Here is a 15,878-nt window from a genome sequence, read left to right as displayed (position 1 = left end):
AATATGGTGGGGTATTGGTTTGGAGTTAAAGGTGGTACTTATCTTTATAATAAGGAAGATACTTTTTGGTTTAAGGAAAAATACCTTTTGCAATCCAGGGATTTCTTCGATAAATATGGAGGAAAAGCAATAATTTTTGCTCGATTCTTGCCTATTTTCAGAACATTTGCTCCTATAGTTGCAGGAATTGCTTCCATGGATAAAAAGAAGTTTATGTTCAATAATATATTGGGTTCCATTCTTTGGTCATTCAGCATGATTTTATCGGGACACTATTTGTCAGCTTTATTCTTGGAAAAATTCGGCATTGACTTAAAAAGCCACATCGAATATATCGTCATAATAATTGTGTTGATTACCACTGTTCCTGTTTTATGGAAATTACTTAAAAAAAGAGTTCATATATAAAAACAAGAACTTGATAAAAACAAAAAATCCGTTTGCCTAAGCAAACGGATTTTTTGTTTCAAATTACTTTACAACCTACGGATTATCGTTGTTTTTTATTGTTATTCTTTACAAAACCCGCAAAATCATTATTCCGGCATCTTTTTTAATGCCTTGTAAATAGTCGGCTAATGGTTTTTCCGAGATTACCACTTTTTTTAGTGAAGAGGAAGCGTGAAGCAAATGAATTCGGCCGTTAACAAGAATTGCAATTCCTACGTGGTTGCAGTCTAGGCCTTCAATTGTTGAGGTCATAGCTATAAGGTCGCCTTCCATTATTTTGTTTTCTATGGCGGCTACTTTCGATTTTTCTATTTGTGAAAGTGGTTTTTTGTTGATTTGTTTTTCTGTTCCACGAATTGTTTCCAAGGTTTTTTCATCTGTTATTTTTGGATACAGTTTTTGATTCTCGCTCATAAAATGAACTTCTTTATTTGTAATTTCTCCACCGATATCCAAAGTAATGTCTTTAATCCATCCGTTTTTTTCGGCTTGTCTAGTCCATTCCGTAAAATAATGCAAACGTGAGCCGTAACCGTCTATTTTGTTATTTCTATAGCGCAATTGAGTTAAAATCTCTTGAAAATCGCTATAAGAATTGGAGTTTTTCTTTTTGGTAAGATATAAAGCCAATACGTTTTCATCAAAAGTAAAGCAGTCCAATACTTGTAAATTGCATACTAATTCTTCTTTTTCGTTTATTTCTAATGTCGAAGCAACATAGGGTGTTTCTAGAAAACTTTTGGCAATTTTGAGAATGCTTTCCGATGGAGTGGCTGTTAAATCTATTTTATTCTTTTTAATAAAAATTGTTTCGTCTTTGTCTTGTGAATAGATGGAAAGCGAAATGATAAAAGCTAAAATACTTGGAAACACTTGATTTTTCATGAGAGGAATTTTTGTGAATTCAAAGCTACAAAAAATGATTATATTTGAATGAAATTTATTTCATTGACTTATGGAAGCTGTTATTAAAACAACGATAGAAAGGACTACAAAGCAAGCAGATTTTGATTATTGCGCCTTGATGATGGCTGAATCGGATCCTTGGATTACTCTAGAAATGGATTTTGATTCTTGCACTAAAGCCTTTGAAGGCGTGTCAAAAGAAGTTTATGTTGTCAAATATAATACTGAAATTGCTGGATTTGTTATTCTTCAAATCAATGGAACTTTTAAAGGATATATTCAAACCATTTGCATTGGCAAGGATTTTAGAGGAAAAGGACTTGGAAAAAAAGTGCTGAATTTTTGTGAAGAACGTATTTTGAAAATTTCGCCCAATATTTTTATTTGTGTTTCTTCATTCAATACTAAAGCGCTTCAACTTTATCGTGCTTTTGGTTTTGAAATTATAGGTGAGTTGAAAAATTTTGTCAAAGAAGGATTTACGGAAATTTTGCTTCGAAAAACATTTGGTCCTATAATGGGATATTCAAAATCTAGAGCATAATTTCTGCAACTTTTATATTAGAAACAAAAAAATCCGAAGCGATAAACTTCGGATTTTTTATTTCCAATTGGAATTTCAAAAATATTACATCATTCCCGGCATTCCACCGCCCATTGGCATTCCGCCACCAGCGTTTTCTTCTTTGATTTCTACCAAAGCACATTCGGTAGTCAAGATCATTCCGGCAACCGAAGCTGCGTTTTCTAATGCTACACGAGTTACTTTTTTAGGGTCAATGATTCCTGCTTTTAGCATGTCTACATATTCGTCAGTTTTAGCATTGTAACCAAAATCACCTGAGCCTTCAGCAACTTTTGCCACAACTACAGAGCCTTCAAGACCTGCGTTTTCTACAATGGTTCTCAAAGGAGCTTCCACGGCGCGAGAAATAATTTTGATTCCAGTTGCTTCGTCAGCGTTGTCGGCTTTTAAGTCAGCAAGTGCGTTTTTAGCTCTTAACAAAGCAACGCCTCCACCAGCAACAATTCCTTCTTCGACAGCGGCACGAGTAGCGTGTAATGCGTCGTCAACTCTGTCTTTTTTCTCTTTCATTTCTACTTCAGAAGCAGCGCCAACATAAAGTACGGCAACTCCACCAGCCAATTTAGCCAAACGTTCCTGCAATTTTTCTTTGTCGTAATCAGAAGTCGTAGTTTCCATTTGACCTTTGATTTGGTTTACCCTGTTTTTGATGGTATCAGCATCGCCAGCGCCACTTACCACGGTAGTATTGTCTTTGTCAATGGTTACTCTTTTCGCAGTTCCCAACATTTCGATGGTTGTGTTTTCTAAAGTATAACCTCTTTCTTCAGAAATTACAGTTCCACCAGTCAAGATGGCGATGTCTTCCAACATTGCTTTTCTTCTGTCACCAAAACCTGGAGCTTTTACGGCAGCAATTTTCAAGGCACCACGTAATTTGTTTACTACCAATGTCGATAAAGCTTCTCCGTCAACGTCTTCAGCAATAATCAATAAAGGTTTTCCGGATTGGGCCACTGGCTCTAAAACTGGCAATAATTCTTTTAATGAAGAAACTTTTTTGTCGTACAAAAGAATGTAAGGGCTGTCCAATTCTGCTTCCATTTTTTCTGGATTGGTCACAAAATAAGGAGAAAGATAACCTCTGTCAAATTGCATTCCTTCGACAACGTCAACATAAGTATCGGTTCCTTTGGCTTCTTCCACGGTGATAACTCCTTCTTTTCCCACTTTTGCGAAAGCGTTGGCAATCAATTCTCCAATAATTTCGTCGTTGTTGGCAGAAATAGAGGCAATTTGTTTGATTTTTTCAGAATCGCTTCCTACTACTTTGGCTTGTTTTGCCAAGTCAGAAACGATTGATTCAACGGCTTTGTCGATTCCGCGTTTCAAGTCCATTGGATTGGCACCGGCTGCCACGTTTTTCAGACCTTCTTTTACGATGGCTTGTGCCAAAACAGTTGCAGTCGTGGTTCCGTCACCTGCTAAATCATTGGTTTTAGAAGCTACTTCTTTTACCATTTGAGCTCCCATATTTTCCAAAGGGTCTTTCAATTCGATTTCTTTTGCAACGGTAACACCGTCTTTGGTAACGTTTGGTCCACCAAAAGATTTTCCAATAATTACGTTACGACCTTTTGGTCCAAGAGTTACTTTTACTGCATTTGCCAATGCGTCTACACCGCGTTTTAATCCGTCACGTGCTTCAATATCAAATTTTATGTCTTTTGCCATTTTCTTTGTTTATTTTTCCCCACCCCAACCCTCCCCGAAAGGGAGGGAGTCGCGAAGGATATAGTTTGTAAATAGTTAATTTATTTCAATCTCCTCCCCTTTGGGGAGGTCGGGAGGGGATTTTAGATGATTGCCAAGATATCGTCTTCACGCATCATCAAATAATCTTTTCCTTCTAATTTCAATTCGGTTCCTGCATATTTTCCGTAAAGGACGGTATCTCCAACTTTTACAGTTAGAGGTTCGTCTTTCTTGCCATTTCCAACAGCAACTACAGTTCCTTTTTGTGGTTTTTCTTTTGCAGTGTCTGGAATGAAAATTCCTGATGCAGTTTGAGTTTCGGCAGCAACGGGTTCAATAAGAACACGGTCTGAAAGCGGTTTAATATTTAAAGCCATAATGATATGATATTTTGATGTTATTTATTTGATGGGAATGAGATTTCAGAAATTATGCCAAGGGCTGAAAACTGACATTTTTTCTTAAAAAAAATGCCAGCTTTGACAGGCTGGCATTTATTGTATTTTGAAATAAAATTATTTCTGTGCTGGTACAGCTGGTGTGTTTTGAACTGGAGCTGCCGGAGTTGTATTACTTGGCGCAGCAGTTTCTGATTTTTCAATGATTTTAGAATCGGTGTCGCTTAATGAACCTCCGAAACTTAAGCTGGAAAGCAAGATAAGTACAATTAAAATTGTGGCCAATGTCCAAGTGCTTTTGTCTAAAAAGTCTGTTGTTTTTTGTACACCACCCAACATTTGTGAACCACCTATTGAAGAAGACAATCCACCACCTTTAGGGTTTTGAACCATTATTACTACAATCAATAGAAAGCAAACTATTGTTATTAAAACTAAAAAAATCGAAAATGTGCTCATTGTTTATTTATTATTTTGTTGTAAAATCTCTATATCCGAAATACGGTCTGCAAAGAAACTACTTTTTTCTGGATATTTCAAAATTAATATTTCATAAGCTTGAATCGCTTTTTGATATTTTTTTTGTTCCAAATATACTCTGGCCAAAGTTTCGGTCATTAAGTAAGAAGTGTCAGACTTGTTTGGTTCTAAATAGGTTGTGGAAACACTGCCTGGTTTTGCTGGAGAAATCTTTGGACTTGCCTCGATAAATTTATCAATCAATTCCGCTTTTTTCTTTTTCTCGTCCTCCAATGATGTGTTTTCTAAATTGTCAAAACTTTCTTTTTCTCTGATAATTGGCTTTATTCTAGAGAGTTGCAGCCATTCTTGGAAGGAATGTTTTTCATTTGCCGAAAAATCCAAAGGTTTGCCAATGTCTAGTTTTTCGACCGCTATTTTTGTGTTTTCTTCTGCTTCCGAAGCTTCTTTTATAGAAGTGAGAATGGATTGTTCCAAGGTATTCTTCTTTGGCTCAAGTCTTGTCTCAGGCTTTATTATTTCGCAATCAACCACGCTGATGTCAAGAAGTTCTAATATTTTTTTGTCGTATAATCCTTTTTGAATGGCAACAAAAGTATCCGAAGTGATGAAATCGAATAAAACAGTTCTATCGGTGGTGTGTGCAGCAGTAACTTTTAAGGCGTAATTGTATTTGAAACTATTTTGATTGTAGAGTCCTTTCAATCTCAAGGCTCTTGCACTTTGAAAATAGGGAAATTCATCCAGTACTTTCCCCAAGGCATCCGTTTGCTTCTCGTTGATGGCATCTGGTTTGTTAATCAAATAAGTATAATCGGTTACGTTCATTTTTAGTGTTTAATAGTGGAATTGTTTAATCGATTTAAACAATTAACCTTATAAATTACCATTTTGCCAATGAAGCATTAAATATATCCTGAGTTATTCTTTCGAAAATCTCTTTAATTGCTGCATCTTTAGTCGCTCCGGTGAGCTGTTTGGCGGCGGGATAGTCATAATAGAAATCAAATTGCTTTTCAAAATTGTCGGCTTCTGTCTTTTTATTGGTAAACCGGACATTTATTCTAATGGTCAGTCTATTTTGTGAAGCTTGCTGATCGGCAGTGGCGGTCATTGGACTTATCCTGTAATCTGTAATTTCTCCTTCGTAGGTTAAATCAGCACCAGTTTTAACCAAGTTCAAATTCGTTTGATTTTGGATAAGATCTTGCAGCGTCAAGGTAAAAGTCCTGTCAATTCCGGGTTCAATTAAATCTGCATTGTTTGGAAAAAAATTCACCTGAAACGTTTTGGCGTCTATTTTGCCAGTTCCAGTGAAATTATAAACCGAACAACTGCTTAGGTTTAAAAGTAATATTAGGGCAACGAGGTAGTGTAAATGCTTCATTTTATATTTGAAAAGGTCAAAGATATTCAATTTTTAAAGATCAAATTGTTTTATTTTTCGATAGAGTGTTCTCTCTGAAATTCCCAATTCATCGGCGGCCATTTTTCGTTTTCCTTTGTTTTTCTCCAAAGATTTTTTGATCATTTCAATCTCTTTTTGTTCCAATCTCAGCACTTCTTCTTCCTCGATGCTTTCTGCAAATTGATAGTTGTCTTCCGGAACCTGTACTTGGTAATTGGTTACATTGGCTGGAGTGGTGATCACGGCCGTTCTTGGTTCTTCTTCAAAGTCTATTTCGCTGTCTTCCTCTTTTGTTCCATATATTTTTTTGATGAGATGCGAATTGGCTTCCTGAACTTTTGCACCTCCATTTTGCATCAATTCCAAGGTGAGTTTTTTCAAATCGTGCAAGTCGCTTTTCATGTCAAAAAGCACTTTGTACAAGATTTCTCTTTCGGTGTTGAAGTCGCTCTCGCTTTTTCTGTCTTTGATCACCGAAGGCAAATTACTCCCTTCCGTTGTTGGTAAATACGATTGAAATGTTGCGGCGGTTATGTCACGATTGGTTTCTAAAACCGAGATTTGTTCGGCCACGTTTCGCAACTGTCGAATGTTTCCGCTCCAGCGAAATTTTTGCAACAACTGAATGGCGTAATCATCCAGTTTGATGGGAGGCATTTTGTATTTATGGGCAAAATCAGCTGCAAATTTTCTGAACAACAAATGAATGTCGTCTTTTCTGTCTCGCAAAGGCGGCAAAGTGATATCGACTGTACTCAATCTGTAATAGAGGTCTTCACGGAATTTTCCTTTTTCGATGGCGTCGAACAAATTCACGTTGGTGGCCGCCACAATTCTCACGTCGGTTTTTTGCACTTGCGACGAACCTACTTTCAGGAACTCGCCGTTTTCCAGGATTCGCAGCAAACGAACTTGGGTTGTCAAAGGCAATTCACCTACTTCGTCCAAGAAAATGGTTCCTCCGCTGGCTACTTCAAAATAACCTTCACGGGTTGAGGTAGCTCCGGTAAAAGCACCTTTTTCGTGACCGAAAAGTTCACTGTCGATGGTTCCTTCCGGGATGGCGCCACAGTTTACGGCGATGTATTTTCCGTGTTTTCGATGCGAAAGCGAATGAATAATTTTTGGAATACTTTCTTTTCCAACGCCACTTTCTCCCACGACCAATACCGAAATGTCGGTTGGCGCCACCTGAATAGCTTTTTCTATCGCGCGATTGAGTTTCGGATCATTTCCGATAATCTCGAATCGTTGTTTTATTGATTGAACTGTTTCCATTTTATTTTGTTTAAAGGTTTAATTGTTTTAAAGGTTTAAAATTGTTTGGGTTGAGTCCTGTAAACAATCTTTAACTGTTTTAAATTATTTAAACTTTTTTAATTTTTGGTATTTGTCAAAGTATCTTTTAAAGGTACTGTTTTTTCAACTTTGTGCTTTGGAAAATAGGTTCTAATAATATAGAATGTAGAACTAAATCCAATGATGAAAGTAAGTATGGCGATAATTATGTTTTTTTTGGTCATTTTTTATTATTTTGATTAACCACAAATTACGCAAATTTTCACAAATTCATTTATGAGTTTATTAATCGTTTGTGTACTAGTGATTTGTTTTGAAAGTTTGCAATTATTCCAACAGGTGTATTTGCTAGTTTCATATAATTTAATGTTTGGGCAAGATGATCATTACTGATTTCTTTTACAGATTTCACTTCTAGTATTATGTCGTCATAAACGATAAAATCGGTATAAAATTTATGAGGTAAAATAATTCCTTTGTATTCGACAGAAAATTCTTTTTCTCGTTCAAAAGGAATATTATTGTTCCTGAATTCTATTTCTAACGCATCTTTATAAACAATTTCAAGTAAGCCAGCTCCTAATAATCTATGAACTTCCATGCATATGCCTACAATAGTGTAATTTTCATCTTTCTTATAGTAATATTCGTTTGCGTCAGTCATAAATTATTAATTTGTGAAAATTTGTGTAATTTGTGGTGAAATAACTTAATTCATTTCAGAATACCCAACCGCTTCTCCTTTTAAAGTTCCGCTGGTGCAATCCGTTATTTTTACGTTTACGAAATCCCCAATTTTATAATTTTCCTTTGGGAAAACCACCACGATGTTTTGTGAATTTCTTCCAGACCAATCGTTTTCGGATCTTTTGGAATCTTTTTCGACCAAAACTTCCACGATTTGCCCAACAAATTCCTGGGTTCTGATGGCGCTGTGTTCTCTTTGCAAATCCACGATTTCCTGTAAACGACGCATTTTGTCCGGTTCAGGAACGTCATCGTCCATTTTTCGTTCGGCCAATGTTCCCGGACGTTCCGAGTAAGCGTACATATAACCAAAACTATATTTAACGTGTTTCATCAAACTCAAGGTGTCTTGATGGTCTTGTTCGGTTTCTGTCGGAAAGCCTGAAATCATGTCTTGGGTAATCGAACAATTCGGGATGATGGTCCTGATTTTGTCCACCAAGGTCATATATTCTTCCCTTGTGTGCAAACGATTCATTGCTTTGAGGACTTTGTCACTGCCCGATTGTACCGGCAAATGAATGTGTTTACATATATTGTTGTGCTTGGCAATCACGTGCAACACGCTTTCGTGCATGTCTTGCGGATTGGAAGTCGAAAAACGAATGCGCATTTTTGGAAAGCCAACAGCTACCATTTCCAGCAATTGGTCAAAGTCAACCGAAGTTGCTTTTTGCATTTCCGAAGCGTTGACAAAATCTTTTTTCAGTCCGCCGCCATACCATAAATAACTGTCCACGTTTTGTCCCAAAAGGGTGATTTCTTTGAAACCCCTGTCGTGCAAATCCTGGATTTCTTTCATAATGCTTTGCGGTTCACGGCTTCGCTCTCTTCCACGAGTGAAAGGAACTACGCAAAAAGTGCACATGTTGTCGCAACCGCGAGTGATGGAAACAAAAGCGGAAACGCCATTCGAATTCAAGCGAACGGGCGAAATGTCGCCATAGGTTTCTTCTTTCGACAAAATTACGTTGATGGCATCGCGACCGTCTTCCACTTCGGCCAATAAATTCGGCAAATCTTTGTAGGCATCCGGTCCCACAACGAGGTCAACAATTTTTTCTTCCTCAAGAAATTGGCTTTTCAAGCGTTCTGCCATACAACCCAAAACGCCCACTTTCATTTTTGGGTTAACGCGTTTTACGGCATTGTATTTTTCCAGACGTTTCCGAACGGTTTGTTCCGCCTTGTCACGAATGGAGCAGGTGTTGACCAAAACCAAATCGGCTTCTTCCAAAGTCTGGGTGGTGTTGTATCCGTTTGAGGATAGGATGGAAGCCACGATTTCGCTGTCCGAAAAATTCATCGCACAGCCGTAGCTTTCTATAAAGAGTTTTTTGGTATTCTCGGGTTTGTATTCCAAGACAAGGCTTTCTCCTTGCTTGTTCTCGTCAATAATCTTTTCCATAGTCACTTTGAAAGTGTTTTTAATAAGGAGGCAAAGTTACAATTATTTAGGTGAATATGACAAGATGTCAGATTAAGATTTAACAATGTTTTAAGTAGTTTCGAATGACATCATAATAAGGTATTGGGAGTCTTGGTTGTAATTTGAAAAGGATATGATTGTTCAAAAAGTTAAAAAAGGATTTGGATTTAGTTTTTTTTGTTTTGTCAAAATCGAGTGTTTTTAATTCTGTTAAAGCCAATAGTTAATCGATAAAATTCACTTTTAAATTTTAAAAAACCCAAAATTTAAAAAAATCATATACTTTTGTTGCCACAAACAATAGGGTTATGGCAAAGAATTTAGTTATAGTAGAGTCACCGGCAAAGGCAAAAACAATCGAAAAATTTCTGGGAAGCGACTATCAAGTCGAGTCAAGTTACGGGCATATCGCCGACTTGCCTTCCAAGGAAATTGGAGTGGATGTGGAAAATGGTTTCAAACCAAAATACGAAGTTTCTGCTGATAAAAAAGCCTTGGTCACTAAACTAAAATCCTTGTCCAAGAATGCTGAAATGGTTTGGTTGGCGAGTGATGAGGATCGCGAGGGGGAAGCCATTTCTTGGCATTTGGCCGAAGAATTGAAATTGGACAAAAAGAAAACCAAGCGAATTGTTTTTCACGAAATCACGAAATCTGCCATTTTAAAAGCCATCGAAAATCCACGTGAAATTGACTATAATTTGGTCAATGCCCAACAAGCCCGTCGTGTTTTGGACAGATTGGTGGGTTATGAATTGTCGCCCGTGCTTTGGAGAAAAATAAAAGGCGGACTTTCGGCAGGTCGTGTGCAGTCGGTTTCGGTTCGTTTGATTGTGGAACGAGAAAGAGAAATCCAGAATTTCAATGCCGTTGCAACTTATTCCGTAGTGGCAGAATTTACCAACGAAGCCGGAAAAACATTCAAGGCAAAACTGCCCAAGAATTTCAACACTAAAAAAGAAGCCGAAGATTTCTTGAACAAGAATATCGGTTCTACATACAAGGTTTCGGATTTAGAAACCAAACCTACCAAAAAATCGCCAACGGCACCTTTCACGACTTCGACTTTGCAACAAGAAGCGGCGCGTAAATTGTATTTGCCTGTAGGAATCACGATGCAATTGGCGCAACGTTTGTACGAAGCGGGACTCATCACTTATATGAGAACGGACAGCGTGAACTTGTCGAAAGAAGCGATGGATGCTGCCCAAGCCGAAATCATCAAATCCTACGGAAAGGAATTTTCGAAACCGAGAACTTTTGTCAATAAAAGTAAAGGGGCGCAAGAAGCCCACGAGGCGATTCGTCCAACGGATATGTCACTTCATACCGTAAATATAGACCGAGATCAAGCACGTTTGTACGACTTGATTTGGAAAAGAACTTTGGCGTCGCAAATGAGTGATGCTGAATTGGAGAGAACCAACGTGAAAATTGCAGCCAACAATCACGGAGAATTGTTTACGGCTTCCGGTGAAGTTTTGCTTTTCGAAGGGTTCTTGAAAGTTTATTTGGAAGGACATGACGATGACGAAGAAGAGCAAGAAGGAATGTTGCCGGCCTTGAAAGTAAACGAAAATTTACACAACAATTATATTACTGCCACCGAAAGATATTCTCGTCCAGCGGCCAGATACACCGAAGCTTCTTTGGTGAAAAAGTTGGAAGAATTGGGTATTGGTCGTCCATCGACTTATGCGCCAACCATTTCCACCATCATCAACAGAAATTATGTGGAGAAAGGAAATTTGGACGGGCAGGAACGCAATTACACCCAATTGACGTTGCAATCCGGGAAAGTTGGCGAGAAGTTGCTGAAAGAAAACACGGGTTCCGACAAAGGAAAATTGGTTCCTACCGATATTGGAACCATTGTTACCGATTTTTTGGTGAAAAATTTCGGGAATATTTTGGATTACAATTTTACGGCCAAAGTAGAGCATGATTTTGATGAAATTGCCGAAGGAAATATCGAATGGGCCAAAATGATGCAGGAGTTCTATGATCAATTTCATCCAACGGTGAAAGACGTGGAGGCCAATGCCGACAGGGAAAGTGGCGAAAGAATTCTGGGTACGGATCCTAAAACGGGCAAACCGGTTTCGGTTCGTTTGGGTAAATTTGGGCCAATGGCGCAGATTGGAGCAGCCGACGATGAAGACAAGAAATTTGCCAGTTTGATGAATGACCAAAATATTGGAAACATTACTTTGGAAGAAGTCTTGGATTTGTTTTTGTTGCCTAAAAACTTGGGGACGTATCAAGGGGAAGAAGTGGAAGTAAGCAATGGTCGTTTTGGACCTTATGTGCGTCACGGAAGTGTTTTCGTTTCTTTGCCAAAAGGCGAAAACCCATTGGATGTGACGATGTTGAGAGCGCAAGAATTGATTGACGACAAGGCAAAAGCCGATGCGCCAATCGCTACCTATAAAGGACAGCCGGTACAAAAAGGAACGGGGCGTTTTGGTCCGTTTATCAAATGGGATGGTATTTTTATCAATGTGAGCAAAAAATACAATTTTGATAATTTGTCCCAATCAGACATCGTGGAATTGATTGAAGATAAAATCCAGAAAAATATCGACAAGGTCTTGCACAATTGGACGGAAGAAGGGATTCTGGTCGAAAAAGCCCGTTGGGGAAGATCGGTAATTACTAAAGGAAAAATCAAAATTGAATTGAGCAAAGATGTCGATGCCACCAAATTGACATTGGAAGAAGTTCAAGAAATGATTGCCAAGAAAACCCCAGCCAAAAAAGTGGCAGCCAAAAAAACTACGGCCACTAAAAAGCCAGCCACTAAAAAAGCAGTTGCCAAAAAAACTGTTGTAAAAAAGAAATAAAATATGGAATTTGATTTTCTAAAGCCTTTAGACAATGAAATCCTTCAGTTTTTCAAGGGTTTTTCTTCCCAGCAATTGGGAAGCAAAGTTGTATTTCATTCCGCTGAGGATTTTCCAGATTTAGATAAAATTAAAATTGCCGTCATTGGTGTTTTAGACAACAGAGGCAATAAAAATCAAACTGAGGAAGTAGATTTGTCGCCTATTCGAAAAGAATTGTATGGCTTGTTTCCCGGAAATTGGGATGCTTCAATTGCTGATTTGGGTAATATTCTGGCTGGAAATTCTGTGACGGATACATATTTTGCGTTGAAAATAGTAGTTTCAAATTTGATCAAAAAGAAAATCATTCCGATAGTCATTGGCGGTTCGCAAGATTTGACTTATGCACTTTACAGAGGGTTTGATGATTTGGAGCAAATGGTCAATTTGGTTTCCATTGACAATAAATTTGATTTTGGAAAAGAAGACGCTGTCGTTTCGGCTTCGTCCTATTTGACAAAAATCATAATAGACGAACCCAATAATCTTTTTAATTTCAGTAATGTTGGTTTTCAAACTTATTATAATTCGCAGGAAGAAATTGATTTGATTGATAAATTATTTTTTGATGCGTATCGATTGGGAGATATTTCTAATAACATTGCCATTTCTGAACCTGTATTTAGGGATGCTGATATTGTGAGTATTGATTTGACTTCCGTGAAATCATCCGATTCTGGAAACAATAATCCATTCACGCCCAATGGATTCAGCGGAAAAGAGATTTGTGCCTTGTCCAGATATTCCGGAATTAGTGATAAAGTGTCTCTTTTAGGTATTTTTAACCATAATAGTTCCCAACAGGAATCTGTTTTAATTGCTCAAATTATTTGGTACTTTATTGAAGGATTTCATTACCGCTCGAACGAATATCCTTTTGGAAGCAGAGAGCATTACATAAAGTACATTATTCCATTGGAAGAAGAATTAGTATTTTATAAAAGCAACAAAACTGATAGATGGTGGATTGAAATACCATTTATTTCAAATAGCAATAATAAGTTAAAGAAAAGCACGTTATTACCATGCTCGTATGATGAATATTTGGCGGCATGTAATCAAGAAATTCCTGAAAGATGGTGGAAAGCGCAACGAAAGAATATTTTGTAAAATAAAATAGAAATACGTTTTGTAAAAAAGAACGAATTTTAGACTGGAATAAAAATTATATACTTAATACGTTAAAACTTACAAAAAACATCAATTTTTTACATTTAATCGGCTTTTTTTGCATTTAAACGATAAAATATTTTTTTCTTTCCGGATTTAATTTTAGTTTTGGTTAATGAAATAAATAGTACAGCAAATAATTGTTTTATTAAATAATAATAAATAGGTTTACGCAATCAATAATAATAAATAAATAACCCTGATTTATATGAAGAAGTTCATTGCATTTACGGCAATTTTAACCCTACTAATAGGCTGTGGTAAAACAAGCGACAAAGGGGAATTAGTTGGTGTTAAAGGAGCAAAATGGCATCCTGAAAAACCTTATGGAATGACTTTAGTTCCTGGAGGTTCTTTTATTATGGGAAAATCTGATGAGGATATTGCCAATGTTGGAGACGCATCTACAAAAACGGTTACTGTTCGTTCTTTTTACATGGATGAAACGGAAATTACCAATAGAGAATATCGTCAATTTGTAGAATGGGTAAAAGATTCCACAATGAGAGTTAGATTGGCAATTCTTGCTGACGAACAAGGTGTGAAACCTGGTGATGGCAAAGGAAAAGGTAAAAATGCAGGAAGCATTGGTGATTTTGCTTTTAATGATCAAGATCCTGAAAAAATGACCGCTTACGACAAATACATGTACGACAACTATTACAGTATTGGTACTGCTGATGATCCTTATGCAGGCAGAAAATTAAATAAAAAAGTTAAGCTGATTAAAGACACTAAAGCGTATCCAGACGAGTATTACACTGAAGTCATGGATTCAATGTACTTGCCATTGGAAGCATCTTACAACGGATTAAGAACCATTGATGTTGATAAATTGAAATTCCGTTACTCTTGGATGGATATTCAAGCTGCGGCCAAAGCAAAAGTGGGAAAAAGAAAAGATTTCATCAGAACAGAGCAAGTAAAAGTATATCCTGATACCACAACTTGGATTAAGGATTTCTCTTATTCATACAATGAACCAATGCACAATGACTATTTTTGGCACCAAGCATATGGCGATTATCCTGTGGTAGGTGTTAACTGGCAACAAGCAAAAGCTTTTTGCGCATGGAGAACATTAAATAAAAACAGCTACATAAAATCTAAAAAGAAAGGTCGTGACCAGATAAATAATTTTAGGCTGCCTTCAGAAGCAGAATGGGAATATTCGGCTAGAGGAGGTTTGCAATCTGCAACATATCCTTGGGGAGGTCCTTATACCAAAAATGACAGAGGTTGTTTCCTTGCGAATTTCAAACCCAACAGAGGAGATTATGCGGCAGATGAAGCTTTGTATACTGTGGAAGCAAAATCGTATGAGCCTAATGGTTACAATCTTTACAATATGGCAGGTAATGTTGCCGAGTGGACTGACTCAGCTTATGATCCCAATGCATACGAATACGTATCATCAATGAATCCAAATAATATGGACAATTCAAACAAACGTAAAGTGGTTCGTGGAGGTTCATGGAAAGATGTGGCTTACTTCCTTCAAGTAAGTACCAGAACATTTGAATACGCTGATTCCGCAAGAAGTTTCATTGGATTTAGAACTGTTCAAGATTATATGGGAACACAATCAACAGAAAAATTAAAGAAAAAAAGATAAACGTACCAAATTATAATTAATTAAACCTAAAACAAAAAACTATGTCATTACTCAATAAAAAACAAATGAATTTTGCTTACGGAATGGGAGCAGCTGTGGTAATTATTGGAGCTTTATTCAAAATTACCCACCTTGAATTTGGGTTCATTACTGGAAATTTAATGCTTACAATTGGTCTTGTGGTTGAAGCTGGAATTTTTGCACTTTCTGCATTCGAACCAGTAGATGATGAATTGGATTGGACGTTGGTTTACCCGGAACTTGCCAATGGTAAAGCTTTGCCAAAACAAGCAAAAGCAGAGACTTCTTTTTCAGATGCAGAAGGAATGTTGTCAAAAAAATTGGATGCAATGCTTAAAGACGCAAAAATTGACGGAGAATTAATGGCCAGTTTAGGCAATAGCATCAAAAATTTTGAAGGAGCGGCCAAAGCAATTTCGCCAACAGTTGATTCGATTGCTTCCACTAAAAAATATAGCGAAGAGTTGACATTGGCTGCGGCTCAAATGGAATCTTTGAACAGCTTGTACAAAATTCAATTGCAAAGTGCTTCAAGAAATGCACAAATCAATGAAGAAGTGGCAGAAAACAACATAAAATTAAAAGAGCAAATGCAATCATTGACTTCTAATTTGTCATCATTGAACAATGTTTATGGAGGAATGCTTTCTGCAATGAGTAATAAAGGATAATTAGTTCCGACTTCATAAAAAAAACAATACACTAATTATTAGAAAATATGGCAGGAGGAAAATTAACCCCTAGACAGAAGATGATAAACCTAATGTACTTGGTTTTCATCGCAATGTT

At 37.1% G+C, this 15,878-nt stretch carries 16 protein-coding genes; 6 read left to right on the top strand and 10 right to left on the bottom strand.

Annotated elements, in window-relative coordinates:
• On the top strand, positions 1–408 hold a 408-nt coding region (locus C0430_RS00790), incomplete at its 5' end, for a DedA family protein (RefSeq protein ID WP_290864411.1).
• A 108-nt stretch (positions 409–516) separates the two neighbouring features.
• Here C0430_RS00790 and C0430_RS00785 read toward each other — a convergent pair.
• Complete coding sequence (locus C0430_RS00785; protein WP_290864409.1) at positions 517–1,335, bottom strand: N-acetylmuramoyl-L-alanine amidase-like domain-containing protein; 819 nt, start codon at positions 1,333–1,335, stop codon at positions 517–519.
• Positions 1,336–1,405: 70 nt separating this feature from the next.
• Between C0430_RS00785 and C0430_RS00780 the strand changes: the two genes are divergently transcribed.
• Positions 1,406–1,900, top strand: coding sequence for an N-acetyltransferase (locus C0430_RS00780; RefSeq protein ID WP_290864407.1), 495 nt, complete (start codon positions 1,406–1,408; stop codon positions 1,898–1,900).
• Between the two features lie 84 nt (positions 1,901–1,984).
• Here C0430_RS00780 and groL read toward each other — a convergent pair whose 3' ends face one another.
• From groL to miaB, 9 genes are all read right to left on the bottom strand, one after another.
• A complete protein-coding gene (gene groL, locus C0430_RS00775) occupies positions 1,985–3,616 on the bottom strand; it encodes a chaperonin GroEL (RefSeq protein ID WP_290864405.1) in 1,632 nt (543 codons plus the stop codon).
• Between the two features lie 122 nt (positions 3,617–3,738).
• On the bottom strand, positions 3,739–4,014 hold the full coding sequence (locus tag C0430_RS00770) for a co-chaperone GroES (protein ID WP_290864403.1): 276 nt from the start codon (positions 4,012–4,014) through the stop codon (positions 3,739–3,741).
• A 138-nt stretch (positions 4,015–4,152) separates the two neighbouring features.
• Positions 4,153–4,494: a preprotein translocase subunit SecG gene (secG, locus tag C0430_RS00765; protein WP_290864401.1), complete on the bottom strand. Its 342-nt coding sequence runs from the start codon at positions 4,492–4,494 to the stop codon at positions 4,153–4,155.
• 3 nt (positions 4,495–4,497) lie between these two features.
• Complete coding sequence (locus C0430_RS00760; protein WP_290864399.1) at positions 4,498–5,343, bottom strand: tetratricopeptide repeat protein; 846 nt, start codon at positions 5,341–5,343, stop codon at positions 4,498–4,500.
• A gap of 55 nt (positions 5,344–5,398) precedes the next feature.
• A complete protein-coding gene (locus tag C0430_RS00755; RefSeq protein ID WP_290864397.1) occupies positions 5,399–5,902 on the bottom strand; it encodes an LptE family protein in 504 nt (167 codons plus the stop codon).
• A 33-nt stretch (positions 5,903–5,935) separates the two neighbouring features.
• Positions 5,936–7,201 (bottom strand): sigma-54 dependent transcriptional regulator, encoded by a 1,266-nt coding sequence (locus tag C0430_RS00750; protein ID WP_290864395.1) that lies wholly within the window; start codon positions 7,199–7,201, stop codon positions 5,936–5,938.
• Between the two features lie 98 nt (positions 7,202–7,299).
• Positions 7,300–7,446, bottom strand: a complete 147-nt coding sequence (locus tag C0430_RS00745) for a hypothetical protein (RefSeq protein WP_290864393.1) — start codon at positions 7,444–7,446, stop codon at positions 7,300–7,302.
• A gap of 50 nt (positions 7,447–7,496) precedes the next feature.
• A complete protein-coding gene (locus tag C0430_RS00740; RefSeq protein ID WP_290864391.1) occupies positions 7,497–7,886 on the bottom strand; it encodes a GxxExxY protein in 390 nt (129 codons plus the stop codon).
• 45 nt (positions 7,887–7,931) lie between these two features.
• Positions 7,932–9,377: a tRNA (N6-isopentenyl adenosine(37)-C2)-methylthiotransferase MiaB gene (miaB, locus tag C0430_RS00735; protein ID WP_290864389.1), complete on the bottom strand. Its 1,446-nt coding sequence runs from the start codon at positions 9,375–9,377 to the stop codon at positions 7,932–7,934.
• A 329-nt stretch (positions 9,378–9,706) separates the two neighbouring features.
• Between miaB and topA the strand changes: the two genes are divergently transcribed.
• The 4 genes from topA to gldL all read left to right on the top strand — a co-directional run bounded on the left by topA (position 9,707) and on the right by gldL (position 15,760).
• Positions 9,707–12,241: a type I DNA topoisomerase gene (topA, locus tag C0430_RS00730; protein WP_290864387.1), complete on the top strand. Its 2,535-nt coding sequence runs from the start codon at positions 9,707–9,709 to the stop codon at positions 12,239–12,241.
• A gap of 3 nt (positions 12,242–12,244) precedes the next feature.
• Positions 12,245–13,393, top strand: a complete 1,149-nt coding sequence (locus tag C0430_RS00725) for a formimidoylglutamase (protein ID WP_290864385.1) — start codon at positions 12,245–12,247, stop codon at positions 13,391–13,393.
• Between the two features lie 268 nt (positions 13,394–13,661).
• Positions 13,662–15,068: a gliding motility lipoprotein GldK gene (gene gldK / locus C0430_RS00720; protein ID WP_290864383.1), complete on the top strand. Its 1,407-nt coding sequence runs from the start codon at positions 13,662–13,664 to the stop codon at positions 15,066–15,068.
• A gap of 41 nt (positions 15,069–15,109) precedes the next feature.
• On the top strand, positions 15,110–15,760 hold the full coding sequence (gene gldL, locus C0430_RS00715; RefSeq protein ID WP_290864381.1) for a gliding motility protein GldL: 651 nt from the start codon (positions 15,110–15,112) through the stop codon (positions 15,758–15,760).
• Positions 15,761–15,878: the final 118 nt, after the last annotated feature.

Source organism: Flavobacterium sp., assembly GCF_013823965.1.
GTDB lineage: Bacteria > Bacteroidota > Bacteroidia > Flavobacteriales > Flavobacteriaceae > Flavobacterium.
The sequence above is the reverse complement of the archived record's forward strand: the minus strand, read 5'-3'. Positions and strand labels throughout refer to the sequence as shown.

Excerpts from the sequence above, each read along its gene's own strand:
- C0430_RS00785 (WP_290864409.1), bottom strand. The coding sequence starts at position 1,335 with ATGAAAAATCAAGTGTTTCCAAGTATTTTAGCTTTTATCATTTCGCTT.
- C0430_RS00780 (WP_290864407.1), top strand. The coding sequence starts at position 1,406 with ATGGAAGCTGTTATTAAAACAACGATAGAAAGGACTACAAAGCAAGCA.
- groL (WP_290864405.1), bottom strand. The coding sequence starts at position 3,616 with ATGGCAAAAGACATAAAATTTGATATTGAAGCACGTGACGGATTAAAA.
- C0430_RS00770 (WP_290864403.1), bottom strand. The coding sequence starts at position 4,014 with ATGGCTTTAAATATTAAACCGCTTTCAGACCGTGTTCTTATTGAACCC.
- secG (WP_290864401.1), bottom strand. The coding sequence starts at position 4,494 with ATGAGCACATTTTCGATTTTTTTAGTTTTAATAACAATAGTTTGCTTT.
- C0430_RS00760 (WP_290864399.1), bottom strand. The coding sequence starts at position 5,343 with ATGAACGTAACCGATTATACTTATTTGATTAACAAACCAGATGCCATC.
- C0430_RS00755 (WP_290864397.1), bottom strand. The coding sequence starts at position 5,902 with ATGAAGCATTTACACTACCTCGTTGCCCTAATATTACTTTTAAACCTA.
- C0430_RS00750 (WP_290864395.1), bottom strand. The coding sequence starts at position 7,201 with ATGGAAACAGTTCAATCAATAAAACAACGATTCGAGATTATCGGAAAT.
- C0430_RS00745 (WP_290864393.1), bottom strand. The coding sequence starts at position 7,446 with ATGACCAAAAAAAACATAATTATCGCCATACTTACTTTCATCATTGGA.
- C0430_RS00740 (WP_290864391.1), bottom strand. The coding sequence starts at position 7,886 with ATGACTGACGCAAACGAATATTACTATAAGAAAGATGAAAATTACACT.
- miaB (WP_290864389.1), bottom strand. The coding sequence starts at position 9,377 with ATGGAAAAGATTATTGACGAGAACAAGCAAGGAGAAAGCCTTGTCTTG.
- topA (WP_290864387.1), top strand. The coding sequence starts at position 9,707 with ATGGCAAAGAATTTAGTTATAGTAGAGTCACCGGCAAAGGCAAAAACA.
- C0430_RS00725 (WP_290864385.1), top strand. The coding sequence starts at position 12,245 with ATGGAATTTGATTTTCTAAAGCCTTTAGACAATGAAATCCTTCAGTTT.
- gldK (WP_290864383.1), top strand. The coding sequence starts at position 13,662 with ATGAAGAAGTTCATTGCATTTACGGCAATTTTAACCCTACTAATAGGC.
- gldL (WP_290864381.1), top strand. The coding sequence starts at position 15,110 with ATGTCATTACTCAATAAAAAACAAATGAATTTTGCTTACGGAATGGGA.